This window comes from Zooshikella harenae, assembly GCF_018837975.1.
GTDB classification, from domain to species: Bacteria; Pseudomonadota; Gammaproteobacteria; order Pseudomonadales; family Zooshikellaceae; genus Zooshikella; species Zooshikella harenae.
Map to the genome: position 1 here is coordinate 1 of NZ_JAGSOY010000074.1, position 23,220 is coordinate 23,220.

The window sequence follows — 23,220 nt, forward strand, 5'->3', positions numbered from 1 at the left end:
AAATTGATAACACTGTTTATCGTTTACCAGCTGCTTAATATTGAGCATTTTTTGCATATCATCTAATAACAACCTTCCAATGAGGTCAAATAATACCTCTTTTGTTGTATTGCATTCTACCCCCTAGGAATCCATATAGAGCCTCGATTTATGATTGAGTTTGAAGATCGACTCAGACCCTATATTTAAAACTGGGCGGATACACAGAAATATTTACAGGGTCTATGATTCAGTATTCTCATGAATATATGGAATCGTTGCTTGTAACGTATTAACTTATAATAAACTTTGCAATTGCCTTGGCGCAGGTTTCTGGAGAGTTTTTAGTAGTATCAACACTAAAATCATAGTTAATACCTTGATGAACACGATAAAACTGTTCTCTTGCTGTATATAGTTTACGGTTTTTTCTATTTCTTTCTATTTCTTTCTCTTTCTTCTAGTATGTTTAAGTCACAATATACGGCAATATATACAGTATCATATGGTGCCAGTACTGATCTCCATATTTTCATTTCTGTCTCGCCATTTGTAACATCATCTACGATAAGGCGAAAACCTCCACTCACTAAGTATGCAACAGTATTTCTATAGGCGTTATTCACTTTCATGCCATAGAAACCTGACTGGATCTGATAACCAGTTGTATTATCTGGCAGTACAGTTTCCCTCCAGTAAAAGCCATCTTTTTTGATATTTCCTTCCAAATCGTTGGATTTTGATGGCATCATTGCTATAAAATGATCAACACCTATATGTAAATAATAGTCAGGTAATATAGCCTGCAATTCGGTAGCAATACTGCTTTTCCCAGAACAGCCACCGGGTTAGAAGGTTGGTGGTCATAAGTGAATCACTCCTTTATCAGGTAGACCGTGTTGTCTATCTTCTATGGTAGATAAATCGGTCTCCCTATGTCAACATGGTTTTTCTATTGCTAGATTCCAATGAGTAAATTAATGAATAAACGTGAGAAACTAATTCAAACAGCTTTTGAACTTTTTTATCAATACGGTATTCATGCAGTAGGCATAAACCAAATTTTGAAAGAGTCAGGTATTGCGAAGAAAACGTTGTATTCCTATTTTGAAAGTAAAGAACAGCTGGTATGTGAAGTTGTTTCTTATCGGGATCGAATTTTTATGGACTGGCTCAAGATGAGATTAAATGACGTCGGACAAGGTTTACCTGCTATCGAGACTTTATTTGATGCATTAGATGATTGGTTCAATAGTCGAGTAGATGTATTGATGGATTTTCGTGGTTGTTTTTTTATTAATGCATGTGCTGAGTATTGTGATCATGAAGTTAATCGGCGATGTTTTGCGCACAAAGAAAAGGTATCTCATCTCATTGAACAGCATGCTCGAAAATTGAATATATCGGATGACAGTGTTGCGATTGTGACTGAAGAGCTTTGTTTTTTAAAAGAAGGTGCAATTAGCCAGGCCTACGTCCTTGGCGACCTTGATGCAGCTAAAAAAGCAAAAAAAATTGCCTTAAAGCTTATCCCTAAGAATTAAATGGTTGAGCATCAAATAGATAGTTGTTTTGTCATGAAGGCACTAAAAGAATCATCACGATAGTCTGAAAATGGCCCACAATAGGTAAACCCAAACCTTTCATATAACTTGTGTGCAGGCTTGAATGCGTTTGTAGTGCCTGTTTCAAGACTAACTTTTTTGTAACCTTGTACTTTAGCCTCAATCAGGATATGTTGCAGTAAATGAGTTGCAACGCCTTTTCGTAAGTGGGATTTAGCCGTTCGCATAGATTTTAGTTCAGCATGGTGCATAGTGAGTCTTTTTAGTGCACCACATCCAGTGACCTCTTGTCCTTCCCATACACTCCAAAAAGTTATGTCAGGTTTACGCAGTGCATTAAGATCAAGAGCATGAATACTTTCAGGAGGGGAGTTATCTTTCATACCTGCAAGGTGTTCGTTTAATAGTTGGATTACTTTAAACCCAGATAAGTCATCAATTATTATCTTCATAAAAATACTTCAGTTTTAGATAGACATCATTAGGTGAATAAGTAAAGCAAACGATATGCCAAATATTATGTGATTCCTTAAAATTATGTTGATTACGTAATGATCAGATATTTTCAGGCTATACTGGGGTATGTTCTACCCTTCGCTATGGATCAGGTCAACATCTGTAACATACCTATATAGATGCATACACTAATGAAAAGATATTTAGAGCTGTTCACAGATCGTTTTCTTCTCTTGGTTACTGCCATTGCTTTGGCGGTTTTTGCTTGGCTGTTTTGGAGTAGCAGTGGTCAGTCTATTATGTTTGAGATTTTTATTTTAATTTCAATCATTTTACTGGTTATTGAAAATGTTCATCTTAGGTTTCGGATCAAAGAACTTAAAGGAAAAAATTCTCTAGAGTAAATTCATTATTTGCTAATAAAGTATTTAACAATACTTAAGGACATATGAATAAATAGAGTCATTATATTTAGACTTTTGTCTATATTGATTCTATCGGTAATATACATTAGGGTAATGTGTAATTCTCAAGGAAGGTGTTTAAAAAATGAAAAAAACGTTTTGTTATTCGGTCATTGCTTTTGCTACTACATGTTTATTGGCAACGATAACTTATGCTAATGAAAGTCAGTTTAATGAAGAGTTTAGTCCCATAAGTCAAGAAGGACTGCTTCCATTAAATGATGATCAAAGTGAAATGTATAATGCGATTGTATCGCGTAGTATGAAGATTTGTAAGAACCAGCGAGTGCCCCAAGGTTGGGTAATAACAGGGGAAGCTTCAGGTGCAGGCTGTTCTGGTAATTTCCCAAACATGTGGATTATTAAGAAACCAAGTTCATCCGATAGTATTTGTAAAATATCACCTTTTCCTGATGGGTATGTTATTACTTCAGAAGCATCTAGTGGATCCTGCCCAGGTCAATTTCCCAATGTCTGGAAGATTAAAAAACCCGGTCGATCAGAGTCTATTTGCAAAATATCCAGGCTACCAAAAAATTATATAATTACTAGTGAAAGAAGTAGTGCATCTTGTCCTGGTCAATTTCCCAATGTTTGGAAAATAAAAATACCAGGTAATACTGATACGATGTGCTCAATATCGCCTTTGCCTGATGGTTACGTGATTACTAGGCGAGGCAGTAGTGCAGTTTGTCCTGGTAACTTTCCAAATACGAGAATAATTCGAAAACTATAAATATTTAAGTATTGATATTGTAAGAATATCAAGTAAAAAAAGGCCCTGACAGGGCCTTTTTTTATACCTTCGATAACCTAATCTAAATAAGATTATTAGTCATTAGACTTGACCTATGTGTAAGTCATAGGTGTAGTTTATATAGCCATTAAGGGTATAACTTAAAAGTACGCTTTTGATAGGAAAAAGTCATGGGGCAGTCAATCTTGAAAACGGAAAAGGGTAGGATTCAGCAAGCGCTTACACGACATCAGTTGCTTATTGAGGGAGCTGGATGTGCTAGTTGTGTAGGTAAAATTGAAGATGCTCTTAAACAAGTGTCTGGCGTGGAAGACGCGACAATGAATTTTGCACAGCGAGTCGTTGTGGTGCTTGGCAATGTAACAGATGAACAATTAATCAACGCCATAGAGATGGCTGGTTATCGTGCTCAGGTCATGGGTAGCAGTACTGAAAAAGAAGCCTTGGACGAAAAGTCAAAGGCAGACTTTAAACACTATAAGCAACTCATTCGTAATATGACAATTGCACTGGGGTTGGGAATTCCCCTAATGGTTTATGGCTTTTGGACTGGTGACATGACTGTTTCCAGCACGAGCGAGCAGATCGCTTGGTTGTTAGTAGGTCTGTTGACTCTGGGTATCATGGTATTTTCAGGAAAGCATTTTTACATTGGGGCATGGAAGTCACTCCTGCATCATTCAGCAACGATGGATACGCTAATTGCTTTGGGGACAGGAGCTGCCTGGTTATACTCTATGCTTGTTGTTTTATTTCCAGGTAGTGTACCGGAGATGGCTCGTCACGTTTATTTTGAAGCGACTACCATGATTATTGGCTTAATTAATTTAGGGTTAGCGCTTGAGTTAAGAGCTAGGGGGAAAACTTCTGAGGCTATTAAACGGTTAATTGGCTTACAACCCAAAACAGCATGTGTAGTAAGCAGTGAAAAGGAAGTTGATATTCCCATTGAGCAGGTACAGCTAAATGATATTATTCGGGTGAGACCAGGTGAAAAAATACCTGTTGATGGTGTCGTCAAAGAAGGACATACAACTGTTGACGAGTCTATGTTAACTGGCGAGCCAATGCCTGTTGAAAAGGGGGAGGGTGATGACGTTGTAGGTGGCACATTAAATAAGAGTGGTTCTGTTTTATTTAGCGCGACTCGAATTGGTAAAGATACTGCGCTTGCACATATCATCAATATGGTCAAACGTGCGCAAAACTCAAAGCCACCCATTGGTCGTTTAGCAGATGTAATATCGGCTTATTTTGTACCAACAGTAATGATTATTGCAGTGATAAGTGCTTTGGTCTGGCTCAATTTTGGACCTGATCCCATTGTGGCATTTGCACTTGTATCAGCAATGACGGTGTTAATTATTGCATGTCCATGTGCATTAGGGTTAGCAACGCCAATGTCAGTGATGGTCGGTGTGGGCAAAGCTGCTGAAGCAGGGGTTTTAATTCGTAATGGTGAAGCGTTACAGACTGCATCAAAAATCACTACAATGGTATTGGATAAAACAGGAACGATTACTCAAGGTGCGCCTAAAGTTACGGACATTGTTATTTTAAGTGATACAAACGAGGAAACTGTCCTCCAGCTTGCCGCAAGTCTTGAATCAGGTTCAGAGCATCCATTGGCATTAGCGATTATGGACACAGCTAATGAACGTACAATATCTCTCAAGAAAACAGATAATTTTAAGGCAGTAATAGGTCATGGTGTTGAAGCAAACTGTGCTGATAAACAGTTGTTATTGGGTAATGAAAAGCTAATGCGAGCTAAGAACGTTGATATTGATGGTGTTGAGGAAGAGATACGTACTTTAGCCAGCGAAGCGAAAACACCCATGTATTTTGCTATTGATCATAAACTTAGTGCAATTATTGCGATTGCTGATCCTATTAAAAGTGATGCTGTCAATGCTATTCAACGGTTACAAAGAAATAATATTCGTGTGGTGATGGTGACGGGTGATAATCAGGCTACTGCAAATGCTGTTGCAAAAAAAGTAGGAATTAATGACTTCTTCGCAGAGGTATTACCTGAAGAAAAGGCTGAAAAAGTCGCTTTTTTGCAACAGCAAGGTGAAATTGTTGGTATGACTGGGGATGGTATTAATGATGCGCCTGCTTTGGCTAGAGCTCATGTTGGATTTGCAATTGGTACTGGAACTGATGTGGCGATAGAAAGTGCTGATGTCACACTGATGCGCGGCTCTTTACATGGTTTGGCTGATGCGATAGCCATTAGTAAAGCAACATTAAACAATATCAAACAAAACTTATTGGGTGCTTTCATTTATAATATTGCAGGTATCCCAATAGCGGCAGGTGTTTTATATCCACTTTGGGGCATGCTCTTGAATCCCGTTATTGCGGGTGCTGCTATGGCGTTTTCATCTGTAACTGTAGTCACTAATGCTAACCGACTACGCTTTTTTAAAGCGCAGGGCAATTAGGAGTGTGTAAAGATGCTTTTGGTTAACGTATTGGGTATAGGATTAATTGGATTAATCATTTGGTGGTTTTGGCTTTATAAGCCAACAAAGGCTACTATGGATAACTCAAAATCCATTATTATCGTGGATAATGGCGTCTACGAGCCAGCTAACATTAAGTTAAAAGAAAATCAACCCACGATCCTTCGTTTCTTACGCAAAGATGCTTCGCCTTGTGCAGAAATGGTACTTTTTCCTGAATTGGATATTAGTGAAATATTACCACTAAATAAAACAGTTGAAATAAGCCTGCCAGCACTAAAGGTGGGTGAATACTCATTTCATTGTCAAATGCAAATGTATCGGGGCGTTCTTGTTGTTGAGTAATTATTATATACCCTTCGCTGTGTGCATAGTTCTTTTAAATAAGTACAAAAATATACCTCATTATGAGTACATAAGGACGGTAATGTGAGCATTTTGTTCAGGGCTGATGCTTAATAGTCTTTTAATGTTCTAATCGATTATGAGTAAATGTGTTTTTATTTTCTTGATTAAGTTAACTATATTTAGTATGAGTTGCTCTTTGAAAAAAACTTTTTAGAGTGGTTATTTCTTTATAGAAAGAAGGGCCAATAATGATTGCTGACCTTTGTTACTTTGTCCGTTTTTGGCAGTTACACGTATTATTTTTTACAGTAATCTTATTAAGTCTTTGCCCAGCTCTTTCTTCTGCTCAAACCTATACAGGGGATAAAAAATGTCGCGAATGCCATATTGATATTTATTCGTCTTATATTAAAACAGGTCATCCTCATAAAATTCAAAAGGTAACAGGTCCGCCAGTCTTTCCTGAAGGTACTTCACCAGGGGTTCCATCCCCGCCAGCAGATAAACAATGGAATGATATCTCCTATGTTATTGGAGGATTTGCCTGGAAAGCACGTTTTATGGATAAAGAAGGATATATTTTAACGGGAGATAAACACCGTCAATTCAATTTAGCAAATCAAATATTAAAAACAACATCTTCTTGGACAGGGTATGACAAAGATAATGCCCCACGTAAGCCATATACATGTGGGGAGTGTCATACAACAGGTTGGGTTTTAACCGGCCCTAAAGGACCACATCAAAATAATTTATCAGGTATCTATGGGGTTTGGAATGCTGATGGGGTTACCTGTGAAGCTTGTCATGGTGCGGGTGATCAACATGCAGCACAACCTGAGCAAGTACACTTAAGTCTTGAGGAGAACTGTGGTGACTGTCATCGGCGAGGTAATGTCAGTCAGATTGATGCCAGTAATGGTTTAATAAGACATCATGAGCAGTATGAAGATTTACTGGCCTCACCACATCGCTATATTAAATGTATTGCCTGCCATGAGCCTCACCAAAGTGTAAAGTATCAGGGTAATGGATTTAAAGGAGAACAAAACACATGTCAAATATGTCATACCGAGACAGTCAGTAATATTCCAGCGAAAGTAGACTTTCAGTGTACAACCTGTCACATGCCTCGAATTGCTAAATCGGCTGTATCTGTAAAGCATAAGGCAAAAATAGGTGAAATTATTGAGGGTGATGTGCGTGGTCATATTTTTCGTATCAGTACGGATCAGCAGTGGAAAATGTTTACAGATAATGGCCAGTTTGTTCGATTAAATGATGAGGGAAAAGCATTTATCACAGTTGATTATGCATGTTTAATCTGTCATACCGACAAGGATAAAGCATGGGCTATTGAGTCTGGAAAACGTATTCATCAATAATTATGAATAAGAATGTATTCATCGTTTTGTTTTTAGGTATCCTTGTGGGTGTTCTGTTAGTGATTACTGCAGATCATGTTGATAGAGTGACATCTACTGATGAGTTTTGTGGTAATAGTTGTCATTCTATGAATCGATATATAGCAAATGATGAAATATATGTAACTTCTGCTCACAGAACACCCAAAAGCGGGGTTGTTGTTGGTTGTGCTGATTGTCATATACCAGAATCACTCGCATTAGCCATGTGGACTCATGTTAAAGGAGGAATTAAAGATAGCCTTTCAGAGGTAAGAAATGATTTTACGAACCCTGCTGTTTGGGAAAGCTTCAAACCACGGTTAGCAAAACAAGTGAGAGAACGAATGTTAGCTAATGACAGTAGGGTTTGCCGTAATTGTCATATTATGGAAAAAATTGCTGTTTCATCTTATGAGGGACAACGAGCACATGCTCAGTCATTTTATACTAAAGTAACCTGCATTCAGTGCCACTATAATTTAGTCCATGACCCTGTTAAGCCTCATGATGGATTTGCTGAAAATATACATAAACTGCCTGACTAATTATCTATTTCTTATGTGAAATGATTCATTTTTGAATTGTTCTAATGTAAATTTACTTCGCATTAATTATTAAAAAAAATAGTGTATGTATTCTTTGCGATAAATGCAACGAAATTTATATATCCCTTAATATACTATTAATAATCGTATAATATTGTATTGAGGAAGGTTTATGAGCGTATCAAGAGCTATTGCGCTTCCATTGGCTATTTTTTTTGTTAATGCAGTCAATGCAAAAACATTAAATCTTACACAAGAGAACTTTGTTCAAGCGGCATCAGAAATAGCAAATCTGAGTCCTATTGTTAAACAAGAAAAAATAGTTCACATTAACCCTGAAGTATTTTCAACAAATGTACTGGCACTGGATAAAATTAAAATCCAATTATTTGATGGTATACAGTTAATAGCAAATAAGAAACGTGTTGTGGATAATGGCGTATCTACTAGTTTTCAACTATCAGAAGTTTCAGGTGCTCAAGTTAGCAGTTTATGGATTGGAACGGTAGACAGTGAGCTTAACAGTAAAATAATTCTTGCTATTTCTCCAGAAAGTGTTTCAGGCAAAATTGATGTTATGGGAAGAACTTTCTTTATCAGATTTAATAATGGACAACAGATAATTCGTGAAATGAAACAGGGTTCGGCAAGTGTCGCCAAAATGCTGGATGAAACCAGAGAGCAAGCTGTTTTTAAATTAGTCAACCAGGAGCGTGCTGCACGAAACTTACATAAGTATAATTATAATACGAAACTTGCTAAGTCATCACGCCTCCACTCTGAAGATATGGCTCAGAATAACTATTTTAGCCATACCAGTCGTGATGGACGTTCACCGTTTGATCGTATGAAAGCACAAGATTACCAACATGGTTATGCGGCAGAAAATATCGCCGCAGGTTCTTCAGATGCAGAAGGGACGATGGAGCAGTGGATGAACAGCTCAGGTCATAGGGCATCAATTTTAAGTAAAAATTATTGCGACATTGGCGTAGGTTACGCTTATAATAGTGGGAACCGTTATCGGCATTTATGGACACAAAATTTTGGAAAACTGAGTGGTACCCGCTCATGTCAAGCTAACCCTGATCCTACTCCAAATCCAGATCCCACACCGAATCCAGATCCAGGCAACAATAAGTACAAACCTGTTACGAACAAGTTGAATGTTTGTTTAGGCTCCGTCAATGGTAATAATGCTGATGGTGCTCGTGTTAATGCAGCACGTTGTAGTGACTCGAAATCTCAGCAATGGGAGTTAGATAGTAAAGGTTTACTACATCCCGCTAATGCACCTGAAAAATGCCTACAAATGCCACAGTGGTGGAAAGGGACCAATCGTGCAGTCATTGGTAAATGTAATGAGCAACAACTTCATCATCGTTGGCAGTTTATTGATGGTCGTATTCAAAATTTAGCGTATCGTATGGTCTATTTGAAGCACTTCACTAAATACGGTGACTGGGTAGGTATTTGGACTAAGGATGAGACCAAAGGACAACAGTGGCAGTTTAAGCAGGAGCATTTAACTGCCACCCCAGTCACTTATTAATATAAGCTTCTGGAGCTTCATCACTTGACGGCCGCCCCTAAAAAACCTTCGTTATGGGTATAGTGATTTTGGATAAAGGCTGTTTAATTCAACGCATCAGAAGACAAGAATAGCCTTCTGATGCTCTTAAGAGCTAAGAAAAGTCTAATTTCTAAAAGTTAGCTATTAATTCGGCTCTCAAATAGATCATATAAAATCACGAAGACACCTGAAAATATGGATAAGTGATACGACTTAAAAGGAAACCAGGTTAATAGCTTAGTAGACCCAGAAAGTTAGACTATTTTTTTATACCGACTAAGACTTTGTTACATTCACCTGAATGACCCGAAGGCTTATTTCTAATAATAACTTTAAATCCTGTTTCTTCCATTATTTGTTGGTAAGTTGATAAACCAAATAAGCCTAGCTTCATTCTATCGTGTTCGACGACACGATTGCCCATATTTGTGATAATATAAGTGGTGAAAATTTCTAGCTCATTTGGGTGATCAGTATGCTTGTTTATGTAATCAATAATAGTAACCTCACCGTGCTTTCCTTTGCGAGTTACGTGATAGATAACAGGTTCGGAAAAATGAACACTATCAAACTCTGGTGATATGATAAATATACCTTTTTTATTTAAATGATCATATGCTGTTTTACACACAGCCTTTATATCAGTTTCACTAAAAGCATGACCAATGCTATCATGGATTAACACTACATCGAAGTTTTCGTTAAGTTGAATAGATTTCATGTCACCATGATAAGTAGTAACAGAAGGATTTAGTTTGGTACATTGATTAAGCATTTCTTGGGAAATATCTACAACAGAAGCCTTAAAATTATTAGATATATAAGACAATAGATAACCTGGACCTGATGCTAGTTCAAGAAGGGTTTTATCTTTTATATTAAAAAAATCATTAAACAGTGCAATCCAAAATGGGGCTTCTTGCTCATAGTCTTCCCTAATAATCACGTAGGGGTAAAGATGGGATAAGTCATTGTATAAACGATTAGCTGTTATTTTATTTATATCAAAAGCCATTAAAAATTGTCCATTATAGCTTATGTGTATGAGCATGCTAATGATAAAGCTGAGAGAAAATTAAAACAAGCAAAATTTTTGATGGGTGGTTTGCTGTGGAAAAACATTAGATTTGATTTCATGGCTGGCCTACAGCTTAATCTTGCTCACAGCACGTGTTGCGCAAACAATCTCAGGTATCGTTGGCTAGCATTGAGGTAAAGCTGTTGATTTGAAAACTGATTCACTCTCACTCTGATGCCTTTTGGTAGTGAGACGGATTCATAGTGTGTTCATTGGGTGTCTGGCTGCTTTTGTCGTTGGGGTGACGAACAAGAAAGTTAGCGATATCTTTTATCGAATATTATTTCAATTTACTCCTATGGAGGAATAGGATTTCCGTCTTCATCTAAAGAAATCTCATTATTGACCTCAACGGTACGCTGAAGAATACGGTTAATTTCCTGTTCACTATTTTCAGGTTTAGGGGCATCTCTAAACTAAAATGGAGGTTGGCTTGTCATGAATCTTGATATAGTAAAATCCTTGAACACCCAAAGCTTGAAGTGTTCCGCCTAAGGAACCATTTTTTAGTAAGCAATGAGGGAAAAATAGTGCCATCTTCTAGGCATTATTGTTGTCCTTCTTGAGTGGCTGATTTTTTTGAAATCCGTTAATATGCTTTAAATTAACGGATTTTAGTTGAGAGATTTATTGAAACTGTGAGTTGTTGAGATAAGTATGTTACAGCATAATACCTGTAGGTAAAACCACATATTGTCACTAAGGGTGATGTTCTTGTTCTTCCCGCATATTATGCTCCATCATTTGTTCCATCATCATTTGCATCATATCCATGCGTTGTTCCATCATACCCATGCGTTGTTCCATCATGTATTCTTTTTTATCCATATGCTCTTTTTTGGTTTGTTGTTTTTTATCTGGATTTTTCTTTGTCATTTTATCTTGGGATGGATTCATCATATGCATACCTTCCTGCATGTTATGCATATGTTGTTGCATTAATTGTTGACGTTTTTTGGGGTCTTGTTCTTGTTTTATTTCCTCCATTAATGTTTGCATTTTTTGCATATGCTGATGCATCTTCATCATATGTTTATGAGACATCATTCCCATCATATTATCTTTCATCATACTATTATGGTCATCTGCAGATAACATGGATGGTAAAAGTAATGTTGATATGACTATCGTTGGAAAAAATGATTTCATTTTATTTACCTTTGTTTGATTTAAAAATTTTATATTAGTTAATTATAGGAAATTACTTATCCCTGTGGATTATTACTTCTATGACTTAATGACACTAATTCATGAGGCTCTTCAAATCCTGTGATGGCATGCTTTCCTTGGGCTAGTATAGTCAAAGAGTTAGGTAATATAAGGTTTTTTGCTAACTTTTGAGTAAGCAGGTTTGTTACATTTAAAATTTTTGCCATTTTCTCTAAACGGGCGGCAATATTGACTGCATTACCAAAAAACTCTACAGATCGCTTATGCTCACCAATTTCTTTTGCAACCACTTCACCAGCATCAATACCTATACGATATTTAGGGACTACACCGAATTGCTGTAAATAATGAGGCATATGCTCTTTTAAGTACTTATCTACAGCTTCCAGAAAAAAGGCAACACACCATACACCTTTGCTTAATGGCCATGTTGCCATCATATTATCACCCACATAGCGTTGAACTTCTCCCGAGTGAAGCCGAATAAGATGTGATACATCATGAAGGAACATACCCATTAGCTGCTGAGCTTTAATAGGGCCTACACGTTGAGTAATTGCTGTTGAGTCTGCAATATCTAAAAATAGGAATATACGCTGTTCATGTTTGGGAGTGATATACTGACCCAGTATAAGTGCTTTTAACGTTGTATTTCCTAAAAACTGACTGATACGAATTAACATACTCATGATAATTGCCATACCAAAACAAAGCATAAAATGAACTAAAGTTGCTTTGCTTAATAACCAGTTTATGTGTAGTTCTTTCCAAAAAAGTGCATGACTAATAACTAAAGAAATCATAATTAGCACAGACCACATTATTGACATCGTTAGTATTTGAACGATGACGGCTCTTTGTCGAAAATAGCTGTGTAGGTAAGGGGTAACGATCGCTATGAGTAGCCCAACTAAAAAACCATTGGCTAAACCATGGATCAATGGTTCGTGTACAATTAAGCTTATAAGGGTGCCAAATAAGGCACCACATAAAGAATAAAACAACCATATTGAGGATGTACGTTTAGAGCGAGTCATATATGAGTACCCCAGTGGAAATCTATTCATGTTACACTGGAGAACATATTGCTTATTTCTCCTGTAAATGTAGTGTATGATGCATTCCTGCTTCATAATGTCCTGGAATATTACAGGCGAAAATAACCTCTTTTTCACCATTAAATTGCCAAACAAGTTCTTTTGTTTTACCTGGGTCAACAGTAATGGTATTCCCATCTGCATGACGCATGTTTGGCATTTCGCGCATCATTTTCTGGTGTTCTTTGTGTTCATGCTGATTACCTATAGCAAATTCATGCGGAATTTTTCCGTCATTTTTTACAATAAAAAGAACGGTTTCACCAGGCTTGATACTGGGCTTTTCCTGAAAAGAAAATTGCATATTGTCATTCATTGATACATGAATGGTTTTTGTGGCTTGAGTCTTATCCGCAGGCTGTCCAACAGTACTTGATGTTTCTTGGTGATGATGATGACCTGAGCCACTGGCTAATACCAGCGGTGAAGTGATAAGTGTTACGCTGAACAATAATATAGATGCTTTTTGTAAGAGGAAATTATCCATAATTAGAGCTCCGTTTGAGATGATGATGTGATTTTTGACTTGGGGTTGCCAATGCTTGCTGAAAATGCTCCACTTTTTTCTCTTTGAACTGCTTGATGTAATAAATAGCGCTGCCATAAAAAATAGACGACAGGTAAGACTAATAGCGTTAGTAAAACAGCACTTAACATACCACCCACCATAGGTGCTGCAATACGACTCATAACTTCTGAGCCAGTGCCAGAACCATATAGAATAGGTAATAATCCAACGATAATTGCCGCAGCAGTCATCATCACTGGGCGTACGCGCATACCTGCACCTTGTATAATTGCGTCTTTAAGTTCCACAATTGAGGGGTAAGTACCTTGTTTTTGCCGGATTGTTAACACAGTTTTATACGCTTGGTTAAGGTAAACTAACATAATGACGCCAATTTCAACCGCAACACCCGCTAATGCTATAAAACCAACACCAACTGCAACTGAAAAATTATAGCCTTGCCAATACATGAGCCAAATACTGCCAACCATGGCAAAGGGAAGTGTACCCATAATAATTAACACTTCGGCCAGATTTCGAAAATTCATAAATAACAAAACCACAATAATGGCGAGTGTTAGGGGGACCACATACATCAGTTTGGCCTTAGCTCGTAGCATATATTCATACTGGCCTGACCAGGTGATGGAATAGCCAGCAGGTAGTGTCAGTTTTCCATTGACGGTCTGTTGAGCCTGTTGAACATAGGTTCCGACATCCATATTATCAATATCAATAAATGTCCAGCCGTTTAAGCGAGCATTTTCACTTTTAATACCTGGAGGTCCATCTTCAATGGCTATGTTTGCAACATCGCCTAATGAAATACGTTGTCCCATTGGCGTTACAATAGGCAGTAAGGCCAGTTGCTCTGGTGAGTTACGATAATCCTGTGGATAACGGATATTGATAGGATAGCGCTCTAAGCGTTCAACTGTTTGCGCGACGTTCATTCCTCCAATGGCGGTGGCAACCACTTGTTGTATATCTGCAATATTTAAACCATAACGCGCCGCTTTTTCTCGCTGAATATCCACTTTAATATAACGACCACCCGCGACACGTTCTGAATAAACCGAGGCGGTGCCTGGGACATTCTTTAAGATAGACTCTAACTGTTGACCAATGGATTGGATTTTTTTCAAGTCAGGTCCGGCAATTTTAATACCGACAGGGGTTTTTATACCGGTTGCTAACATATCAATACGGGTTTTGATTGGCATGACCCAGGCGTTGGTGACCCCTGGAAGTTTAACTAATTTATCCAACTCTTTTTTCAATTTCTCTGTGGTCATGCCTGGGCGCCATTGATCATGAGGTTTGAGTCGAATAAAGGTTTCAATCATGGTCAATGGTGCGGGATCTGTAGCGGTTTCTGCTCTTCCCACTTTACCAAATACAGTTTTAACCTCGGGTAGTGTTCGAATTAATTTATCAGTTTGCTGCAATAATTCGCGTGCTTTACCAATGGATATGCCTGGATAAGTAGTTGGCATATACATTAAATCACCTTCATCTAACGGTGGAATAAATTCACTGCCAATTTTATCCAGTGGCCAAACGGCTAGGCCCAATGTAATAAAAGCCAACAGCAGTGTTATTTTGGGAAAACGCAACACCGTTTTCAGGCAAGGTAAATAAAGTGCAGTCAATAAACGATTTACAGGGTTTTTATGTTCGGCAATGACTTTACCTCGAATAAAATAACCCATTAATACGGGAACTAAAGTAATCGCCAGCGCTGCTGCCGCTGCCATAGCATAGGTTTTAGTAAACGCCAGTGGCGAGAACATACGGCCTTCCTGGGCTTCTAAGGTGAAGACAGGAACAAAACTCACGGTAATAATTAATAAACTGAAAAAGAGGGCGGGACCTACTTCACCGGCTGATTCTGCGACAATTTGCCAGCGATTTTGATTTGTAAGAGGTGTTCGTTCCATGTGCTTGTGCATGTTTTCAATCATGACAATAGCACCATCGATCATTGCTCCGATGGCAATGGCAATACCACCCAGTGACATGATATTGGCATTAATACCTTGGGCATTCATGACAATAAATGCTGTGAGAATACCAACAGGTAAGCTGATAATGGCCACTAAGGATGAACGGACATGAAATAAAAAGACAATACATACCAATGCAACAACAATGAATTCTTCCAGCAGCTTATGCCAGAGATTGCTAACGGCACGCTCGATTAATCCAGAGCGATCATAGACGGTTATTAACTCCACGCCATCTGGTAGGCTCTGTTTTAGTTGTTGTAATTTGGCCCTGACGCCATTAATCACTTGTTGTGCATTTTCACCAAAGCGCATGACAACGACACCACCAACGGTCTCGCCTTCACCATCCAGCTCAGCAATACCACGGCGCATTTGTGGGCCTAAATTAATATCGGCCACATCTTTTAAAAGAAGTGGTATGCCATTTTGATTAACACCCAGTGGAATATTGCTTAAATCTTGTTGGTTTTGAATGTACCCTGAGGCGCGAACCATGTATTCGGCTTCGGCCATTTCAACCACAGAAGCTCCTACTTCTTGATTGCTTTGTTTTATCGCTTGTTGAATATGCGCTAGGGGAATACCGAATGCGCGGAGTTTGTCAGGGTTTACTTTCACTTGATATTGCTTAACCATTCCGCCAATAGTGGCGACTTCTGATACACCTGGGATGGTTTGTAACTCATACTTTAAAAACCAATCCTGAATACTGCGTAATTGGCTAATATCATGCTGGCCTGTTTTATCGACCAATGCATAAAGGTAAACCCAGCCAACCCCTGTGGCATCAGGTCCTAGTTGGGGGCGTGCTGTTGCTGGCAGAGATGGAGCAACCTGACTGAGATACTCTAAAACACGGCTACGGGCCCAGTATAAATCGGTATCTTCATCAAAGATGACATAAACATAAGAGTCTCCAAAAAAGGAGTAGCCACGTACTGTGACGGCACCAGGGACGGATAACATGGCTGTGGTAAGCGGATAAGTTACTTGATCTTCAACCACTTGGGGGGCTTGTCCGGGGTAATTGGTTTTGATAATCACCTGTACATCCGACAGATCAGGTATGGCATCAACGGGTGTGTTTTTGAGGGAGTAAAAACCAATACCGATTAAAATAAACGTTGCCAGCAAGACAAAAAAGCGATTATGGACTGACCAGTGAATAATGGCATTTATCATGGTGTTTCTCCTGACTGTCCATGGTTATGCGCTTCACTGTGTGTCTTAGGTTTATGCTCACTGGTTTTTTCAGATATATTTTTTGAGCCATCAGGGATATGCACTTGAGTAATTTGGTAGCGGTTATTAGCTGCTTTTTGCACTTCGATATGCACTTTCATGCCTGGCGATAGTTGAGCAATATTAATGCTGTCTGCAAGCATAAAATCCATTGTCATGGCAGGCCATTGCCACTCTGGAATAGCTTGGTGGGTGACATTTACTTTTCGGGTGTTAGGCATGATATTGTGAACCTCTGCTTCAACCCAGGCACTGGATGGTTTTTTTTCAGCTTTTGTTTGCATATTGTGTTGAGCATGACTGTCATGCGTCTGAGATGATTGATTTTGTGATGAGTCGCTTTGTGCTGTGTTTAGAGCTGTTTGATCTGGCGATGTCATACGTTGAAAATCAGAATTTTTACTGGATTCAGAGTCCAGTAAAAATTGTGCTGATGTAACAATGGTGTCACCTTTTTTTAAACCTTTAATAATTTCTGCATATTGATCATTAACCTTACCCACAGTTATCTCAATGGATTTAAATTGGCCTTCGCCTAATGCGAGTACCACACGGTCTTGCCGTCCGGTGCGAATGACGGCTTCGCGAGGAACGAGTAATTGTTGCTCCGCGCTATTGGCATGAATAACAACTTGAGCAAACATATTGGGTTTAAGCATTTGATTTGGATTAGCAAAACGCAGGCGAACTTTAACGGTTCGGGTTTTTGCATCGAGTGTGGGGTAGATATAATCTACTTTGCCTTGCCAGGTTTTACCTGGCAGATAATCCAAAGTCATCGTGACTGGCATACCAGGTTTAACGAGTGCTGTTTGGCGTTCAAATACTTCTGCTTCAACCCAGACTTCCTCTAATGAGCCAATAGCCATCAAAGTCATACCTGGTTTAACGAAGAAACCTTCGCGAATATTAAGGTTATCTACGACGCCACTTTGGGGGGCAAAAAACGTGACAGTTTGTTGCACTTGTCGGGTTTTACGTAATGCTTCTATGGTGGCGCTTGGTAGCTGCAGCGCCTTAAGGCGATCAATGGCAGCGTTAATCAGTTGTTGGTTATTGCGTTGTAAGGCTAATAACAATTCTTCTTGTGCATTGACTAATGCAGGAGAATAAATGGCATATAAAGGATCACCTTTTTGCACGGTGTTGCCCTGTGCTTTTACATAAAGTGTTTCTATCCAGCCTTCTACACGAGGGTGAATATGAATTAAACGATCCTGGTCATACTGAATATAACCCACGGTATTGATGATTGTTTTAAAAGGCTGTTTTGTGACCGTTGCTGTTCTAACACCTAAATTATTGACGACATTTGGCGCTATTTTGATGGTTCCCGGACCTGCATCTTGGTTTGAGTTGTCTTCTTCATAAACAGGAATTAAATCCATTCCCATCGGTGATTTTCCGGGCTTATCCCGACGATAATTGGAGTCCATGGGGGCAACCCAGTACAGCGGTTTTTTTTCATCACTTTTCGCATTGCTTTCAGATTGTTTTGATGATGCTGAAGTATTTAATGCGATAATTTTGTAACCTGAAAAGCCGAGAAATATACCCAGAATTATGCCCGTTATCAGCGTACCTTTATTACGCAGAAACGTTGTCATTGATGCTTCTCCTACTTAAAAATCGGTATTGGCTTGAACTGCTTTTTTTAGTCGTTAAAAATTCAATTTGTTGTAAAAAAATAATTCAGTTGTGCGATGGTTTTTTGTTTTGCAACATGGATAGTCAGTGCATCAATTTCAGCGTTAAGCTCTGCAATACGTGCGCGAACAACTTCAGCAAAATCACCATCATCATTGGTATAGGCGGTTAACGCGGCTTCAGCCTGTTGATGCATTTGGGGTAGAAGTTGAGATTGGTATAACGATAGGCGCTGATCTAATCGCTTTAGCTGAGCTTTTGCGGTTTCAAATCGTGCAATCATATTTCGTAACAATAACCACTTTTCGGTTTTTATGGCTTCCGCTTGAGATGCTGCGGCTTGCACTTCTTTATCCTGTCGGTTTGCGGTAAACAGCGGTAAATCAAAGGTTACCCCGACGGAAAAAAAGTCAGCCCGGTCATTGCCGTTAGGGTCATCATCCCGGTAACTGTAGCTGGCATTAACCCCCCATTCAGGCTTGTATTTTTGCTCAGCAAGTTTTATTTCTGTCTGACTAGCCTGTATCTGCTGATCCAATGCCTTTACTGCAGGATGTTGCATAAAATGTTTTGCTAGCGTTTGCGGTGTGGTGACTTTTGTATAAACCAACTGTTGTTTAAGTATATGAAGATTGGGGAGTTTTCGAGTGAGAGCTAGCCCACTGGCAGAATAGTGTGAAAGTGCTTGCGGGGACGCTGAGTGTCCCGTTGGTTTTACTTCATTGATAAATGCATCACTTGTCCATTCAGATAATGCTTGCAACTGCATTTCTTGTTGTTGTAGTAGATTCGTTAAGCGGTCATCAAGCCGTGTTAACTCTAACTGAGCACGAATAATATCCTGTTGACGGGATTTCCCCATGGCTGAGGCATAATTGGCCTGAGCCACTCCTGCTAACTGTTCAAATAAACTACGGTTACGGTTAATAAGGGCAATACTTTCCTGGGCAAGGTAGGCATCGAACCATAGCTGACTAACATTAGCGGCCACTTTGGCTTTTCGGTCTTGTCGCATAAAAGGATGTTGCTGACTTTGCAGTTTAAGTTGCTGTTGTTTAAGGGCGAGGCTGTTGCCTCGAGGAAACATTTGGGAAACACCGACTTTGAGTTGTGTCATTGGCTCCTGATCAAAATCAAAGGTGTCAGTCGGTAGGTTTGCCAAGCCCACTGACATCTTGGGATCAGGTAATGTTCCAGCAGCAATTTGTCTGGCTGTAGTGGCAGCTTGGATATGCTGACTTTGTGTTAGCCAGGGATCGTTCTTTTGTGCCAGGTGAATGGCTTGTTGTAGGGAAAGTGATGCCCCATAACTGGTACTGGAAATCAGGCTGGCAATAATGCCAGCCGTTATGGGTAATGAAATTCGAGAGGTCATTAATATTGTTCCTCTAGTACTTTCACCTGCGCAAAAGATGAGGTTGTGCCATCGTCTTTAATTAAAAAAACGTCATAAGGCAGAAGCTCATTGCCATATTCCATTCCAGGACTACCAACGGGCATGGCTGGAACCGTCAAACCGACAGCATGTGCTGGTGGGTTTTGGAGAAACTGTTTGATGTATTTTGCGGGAATATGACCTTCAAACGCATAGGTTTTGTTATTTTTAGGGGACGTTAATACTGCGGTATGGCATGAACGATGAGTGGGAGGAATATGGTATTGCGTTTTGATAGCGGTTAGATCATCAAGGTGTTCAGTCTGAGTCTTAAAACCTTGTTCATTCAGGTGTTTCATCCATTTTTTGCAGCAACCACAACTTGGATTTTTGTAAACAGTTAATGGGATAGACTCGGTTGTAGAGGTTTGCTTTTGAATCGCTTTTAGTTGGATGTTTTGCTGATGACTTGATTTCGTTTCAGCAGTGGAAATACCTGAAATAAAAGGAAAGATAAGAATAGAATAAAAAAAATAGCGAGTTAAATTGAGGGTGAACATAATGGTAAAACCTGCAAAACAAACAGTTAAATAACCGTAATCGTTATTTTGATGTTCACAGTGTGTAGGTGGCAGTATTTATTAACGATGCTATATCCCCTTTATTAGTTATAAAGCAGACATTCGTTAACCCTAACTGTAATTGCCTTAAGACGTTAGCTTTAAGCTGCTAGGCAAAACCTGTACTGAGAACCTGAAGTTGTTTTATCCGCTAAATCCAAAGTGATACCACTTGAGGATAATGCGATTGATACATTGACAGGTTAGCCAATAATGGGAGGTCGGTAGGGAATACTAGAGGGGTGTGAGGGGATGAAGGCGCTATATTGACTAATATTCAACACATGTATTGATAAAGGTGTTGGAGATGTGCTTGTTGGCAATACAACAGATGATAAGCAATGACCACTAGAACAAGATCCACTTTGCTGGCATTTACTTTGGTTTTTTAGCGAAGTCAATGTTTTACAACACGAGTGAGAGTTTGTATCCATCTGTTGTGCAGAAAACACGCTATTACTATGGTACTTACTTTGATGAGCAGTAGTATCAACAGGCATGGATTGTATCGTATTTGTTTCCACAGCAAAGGCATTACTCTGACTTACAAGTGTCAGTAGTAAAAGCATCATGAGGGAAAACTGTTTGAGATTCATGCCAAAGCGTTTCTTGAATATTGATTAGTGAATTTTTACTGAGCCTGTGTGGAGTAGGATACCTTGCTTTTCAAAAAGTTCAACTGAAATAGTCCGTATAGTATTTTCGCCCCAAGGAGGCTGTGGCAAAAGGGGGACAGAGGATTTTTCAGTCATCATAACAAATCATCTATCGCCTGGAGTAAGGAATCACTATTAGGTTCCGTTGCACTGGCAAAGGCTTTTACTGAAGATCCATCGGCACTCACCAGGTATTTATAAAAATTCCACTTGGGGGCTTCTGCTTTTGTGGCCAAATATTTAAAAACAGCATTGGCTTGGTCTCCTGTCACTGATGAGGGAGATAGCATGGTAAAAGTGACACCATAATTCACATAACAAACTTTGGCTGTTTTAGCTTCATCACTGGCTTCTTGGCGGAAATCATTGGAAGGGAAACCAAGCACGACAAGCCCTTTATCTTTATAGTGTTTATGAAGTGTTTCTAATGCTTTAAACTGTGGTGTAAAACCACAGTGACTAGCCGTATTAACGATAAGTACGGGTTTTCCTGCAGTGAGTTGACATAAGTTAATGCTGTCTTGTGAATGTAATTTTCGTAGTGTTACATTGAGATAATCAGGACACGTTGCCAATACTGCAAAAGAATATAATGGTAATAAAGTGATCAACAGTAAGCGCATAATCATCATTCCTTTTGGGTATTACTTATCGTGTGGACTTGGCAGAAAAAAAGCTTCGTTGGTAAGGATGTCCTTTGATGATAACTGTGTTTATTGCATTGTAAGCGCTAATTGTTTCAAGAGGATTTTTATCTAATATCAGTAGGTTCGCAGTTTTACCTTCAGTGACTGAACCAATGCTTTGGTCAAGGCTTAAGGCGCGAGCGTTGTTAATGGTGGCAGCGGCCAAAATATCTTTAAGGGTAATGCCTGCGATTGCCATGGCTCGAAGTTCAAGAAATCCATTGAGACCTGGAATGCTGCCATAGGTCGGTGAAGAGGGCGTATCAGAGCCAAATAAAATTTTGCCTTTATGTTGGTAAAAATATTGAAATGCACGCTCTCCTTCGCTATATATCCGTCTCATAATATTTAATACTTTGGGAATAGGCGTACCTTTTGGCACTTTTGTGAGTAGTTTAGTTCTAAACCAATTGGCTTCTGGCGTTTTTAGCCAGGCAATGTGTCGGCTTGGTAAGACATTAAACAGTGCTGGGCTATTTAGAAAAGATGGATCAAATAAATCCATATTGGATGAGATGACCCGAAACGTTGGTATGATGGCAACATTGTTTTTTATGATTTTGTCCAAAACAGTTTTTATTTCTTGGGGAACAGCAGGTTTGCCTTTAAACTCATCCCAATTCCACATGCCATGCGCAATTATATTAACCCCTGTGTTGGCAATTTGTTTATAAGCATTAATAGAGTTGGCGTGGACAATGGACGGTAAATTATACTTAGCGGCTTTCTGGTTAATGGTTCGTTGAAAATCAACGGATGGGACTGGCCATATGGATTTTGCGAAACCATCTTCATGGTAGCTTTTAACACAAATTCCTCCTTCATTTATCACGCGTTGGATGCTAGTACGTGGGTTATTTTTTTTAGCGGATAATCCAGGTAAATGTGTTTTACTTTGGGGGTTAAATAAAAGGTTAGGGAAAAGAGCTAAACGACTTTCCTCAGGTTGGAATAATACCGGATAGCCATTTTCTAACATTAAACTACTTCCACAACTGTATAGTTCGGGGCGAATGGAGTGTGTTTTAAATTCGTCGATTCTACCGGGGTATGCACCTAGGTCAACCAATGAAGTAAAGCCATAGTAAAGATAGGCGCGAGGTAACTGTGCTTTAAATAATTTAACCAGTTCAGGGTGTTTTTTTTCATGAGCTAAATGTATGCCAACGGTGCTACTGATATGCACATGACTGTCAATTAACCCTGGAATTAGGTATTTTCCTGAACCATCAATTGTTTTGCTATTTTTATTTGTAATGTTTTTCATACTGATAATACGTTTGATAATGCTATTTTTAATAATCACAGATTGTTTTTTGTTAATCACACCTGTTTCTGGGTTAATAACACTTATATTATTAATAATTAATGTGGAATAGGGGGGGGATGTAGTTGCATAGCAGAAAGTATTAAATAATAAGTGGTATATGGTAAGAATAGTAATAAGCAACAAAGGCTGTTTACGTAAATTATGCATTACAAACTCCTGTGAAGGGTAAAATTAAGCAGTGTATGTCTATATGGTGATTGTTATATGATGAAAATATTTCTTTTATTTTTATTGTTAG

General features: G+C 38.8%; 21 protein-coding genes and 1 pseudogene. 8 read left to right on the top strand and 14 right to left on the bottom strand.

What is annotated here, in order from left to right:
- Positions 1-271 precede the first annotated feature (271 nt).
- Both KCG35_RS27110 and KCG35_RS19950 read right to left on the bottom strand, forming a co-directional pair.
- Positions 272-424: a phosphotransferase-like protein gene (locus KCG35_RS27110; protein ID WP_215821652.1), complete on the bottom strand. Its 153-nt coding sequence runs from the start codon at positions 422-424 to the stop codon at positions 272-274.
- Positions 411-806, bottom strand: a pseudogene (locus KCG35_RS19950) (phosphotransferase-like protein); the annotation flags it as partial. The pseudogene KCG35_RS19950 and the gene KCG35_RS27110, both read right to left, overlap by 14 nt.
- A gap of 153 nt (positions 807-959) precedes the next feature.
- On the opposite strand from KCG35_RS19950, the gene KCG35_RS19955 reads away from it, so the two are divergent.
- Complete coding sequence (locus tag KCG35_RS19955; RefSeq protein ID WP_215821632.1) at positions 960-1,523, top strand: TetR/AcrR family transcriptional regulator; 564 nt, start codon at positions 960-962, stop codon at positions 1,521-1,523.
- Between the two features lie 11 nt (positions 1,524-1,534).
- Here the strand turns inward: KCG35_RS19955 and KCG35_RS19960 are convergent, their stop codons facing one another.
- Positions 1,535-1,996: a GNAT family N-acetyltransferase gene (locus KCG35_RS19960; RefSeq protein ID WP_215821633.1), complete on the bottom strand. Its 462-nt coding sequence runs from the start codon at positions 1,994-1,996 to the stop codon at positions 1,535-1,537.
- A gap of 195 nt (positions 1,997-2,191) precedes the next feature.
- Between KCG35_RS19960 and KCG35_RS19965 the strand changes: the two genes are divergently transcribed.
- The 7 genes from KCG35_RS19965 to KCG35_RS19995 all read left to right on the top strand — a co-directional run bounded on the left by KCG35_RS19965 (position 2,192) and on the right by KCG35_RS19995 (position 9,543).
- Positions 2,192-2,404 carry a hypothetical protein gene (locus KCG35_RS19965; RefSeq protein WP_215821634.1) on the top strand — a complete coding sequence of 71 codons (213 nt, stop codon included), beginning with the start codon at positions 2,192-2,194 and terminating at the stop codon, positions 2,402-2,404.
- Between the two features lie 145 nt (positions 2,405-2,549).
- Positions 2,550-3,200 carry a hypothetical protein gene (locus KCG35_RS19970; RefSeq protein WP_215821635.1) on the top strand — a complete coding sequence of 217 codons (651 nt, stop codon included), beginning with the start codon at positions 2,550-2,552 and terminating at the stop codon, positions 3,198-3,200.
- Positions 3,201-3,391: 191 nt separating this feature from the next.
- Positions 3,392-5,671, top strand: coding sequence for a heavy metal translocating P-type ATPase (locus KCG35_RS19975; protein ID WP_215821636.1), 2,280 nt, complete (start codon positions 3,392-3,394; stop codon positions 5,669-5,671).
- Positions 5,672-5,683: 12 nt separating this feature from the next.
- Complete coding sequence (locus KCG35_RS19980) at positions 5,684-6,037, top strand: cupredoxin domain-containing protein (protein WP_215821637.1); 354 nt, start codon at positions 5,684-5,686, stop codon at positions 6,035-6,037.
- Between the two features lie 251 nt (positions 6,038-6,288).
- A complete protein-coding gene (locus KCG35_RS19985) occupies positions 6,289-7,425 on the top strand; it encodes a cytochrome c3 family protein (RefSeq protein ID WP_215821638.1) in 1,137 nt (378 codons plus the stop codon).
- Positions 7,426-7,427: 2 nt separating this feature from the next.
- Positions 7,428-7,991 (top strand): NapC/NirT family cytochrome c, encoded by a 564-nt coding sequence (locus tag KCG35_RS19990; RefSeq protein WP_215821639.1) that lies wholly within the window; start codon positions 7,428-7,430, stop codon positions 7,989-7,991.
- A gap of 172 nt (positions 7,992-8,163) precedes the next feature.
- On the top strand, positions 8,164-9,543 hold the full coding sequence (locus tag KCG35_RS19995; protein WP_215821640.1) for a CAP domain-containing protein: 1,380 nt from the start codon (positions 8,164-8,166) through the stop codon (positions 9,541-9,543).
- Between the two features lie 280 nt (positions 9,544-9,823).
- Here KCG35_RS19995 and KCG35_RS20000 read toward each other — a convergent pair whose 3' ends face one another.
- From KCG35_RS20000 to KCG35_RS20050, 11 genes are all read right to left on the bottom strand, one after another.
- Positions 9,824-10,579: a class I SAM-dependent methyltransferase gene (locus KCG35_RS20000; protein WP_215821641.1), complete on the bottom strand. Its 756-nt coding sequence runs from the start codon at positions 10,577-10,579 to the stop codon at positions 9,824-9,826.
- Positions 10,580-11,341: 762 nt separating this feature from the next.
- Positions 11,342-11,791: a hypothetical protein gene (locus KCG35_RS20005; protein ID WP_215821642.1), complete on the bottom strand. Its 450-nt coding sequence runs from the start codon at positions 11,789-11,791 to the stop codon at positions 11,342-11,344.
- 56 nt (positions 11,792-11,847) lie between these two features.
- Entirely contained in the window at positions 11,848-12,849 is a 1,002-nt protein-coding gene (locus KCG35_RS20010; protein WP_215821643.1) for an adenylate/guanylate cyclase domain-containing protein, read from the bottom strand.
- 52 nt (positions 12,850-12,901) lie between these two features.
- A complete protein-coding gene (locus KCG35_RS20015; protein ID WP_215821644.1) occupies positions 12,902-13,396 on the bottom strand; it encodes a cupredoxin domain-containing protein in 495 nt (164 codons plus the stop codon).
- A 2-nt stretch (positions 13,397-13,398) separates the two neighbouring features.
- Positions 13,399-16,608, bottom strand: coding sequence for an efflux RND transporter permease subunit (locus KCG35_RS20020; RefSeq protein WP_215821645.1), 3,210 nt, complete (start codon positions 16,606-16,608; stop codon positions 13,399-13,401).
- The gene (locus tag KCG35_RS20025; protein ID WP_215821646.1) at positions 16,605-18,275 is read right to left on the bottom strand and encodes an efflux RND transporter periplasmic adaptor subunit; all 1,671 of its coding nucleotides are present in this window, start codon (positions 18,273-18,275) and stop codon (positions 16,605-16,607) included. Before KCG35_RS20025 ends, KCG35_RS20020 begins: the two co-directional genes overlap by 4 nt.
- A 62-nt stretch (positions 18,276-18,337) precedes the next feature.
- Positions 18,338-19,690, bottom strand: coding sequence for a TolC family protein (locus KCG35_RS20030; protein WP_215821647.1), 1,353 nt, complete (start codon positions 19,688-19,690; stop codon positions 18,338-18,340).
- Positions 19,690-20,250, bottom strand: coding sequence for a DUF411 domain-containing protein (locus KCG35_RS20035; RefSeq protein ID WP_215821648.1), 561 nt, complete (start codon positions 20,248-20,250; stop codon positions 19,690-19,692). The genes KCG35_RS20030 and KCG35_RS20035 overlap by 1 nt, the downstream gene beginning before the upstream one ends.
- A gap of 263 nt (positions 20,251-20,513) precedes the next feature.
- Positions 20,514-20,882: a hypothetical protein gene (locus KCG35_RS20040; RefSeq protein WP_215821649.1), complete on the bottom strand. Its 369-nt coding sequence runs from the start codon at positions 20,880-20,882 to the stop codon at positions 20,514-20,516.
- 179 nt (positions 20,883-21,061) lie between these two features.
- A complete protein-coding gene (locus KCG35_RS20045; protein ID WP_215821650.1) occupies positions 21,062-21,589 on the bottom strand; it encodes a glutathione peroxidase in 528 nt (175 codons plus the stop codon).
- A gap of 25 nt (positions 21,590-21,614) precedes the next feature.
- Positions 21,615-23,129, bottom strand: a complete 1,515-nt coding sequence (locus KCG35_RS20050; protein ID WP_215821651.1) for an amidohydrolase family protein — start codon at positions 23,127-23,129, stop codon at positions 21,615-21,617.
- Positions 23,130-23,220: the final 91 nt, after the last annotated feature.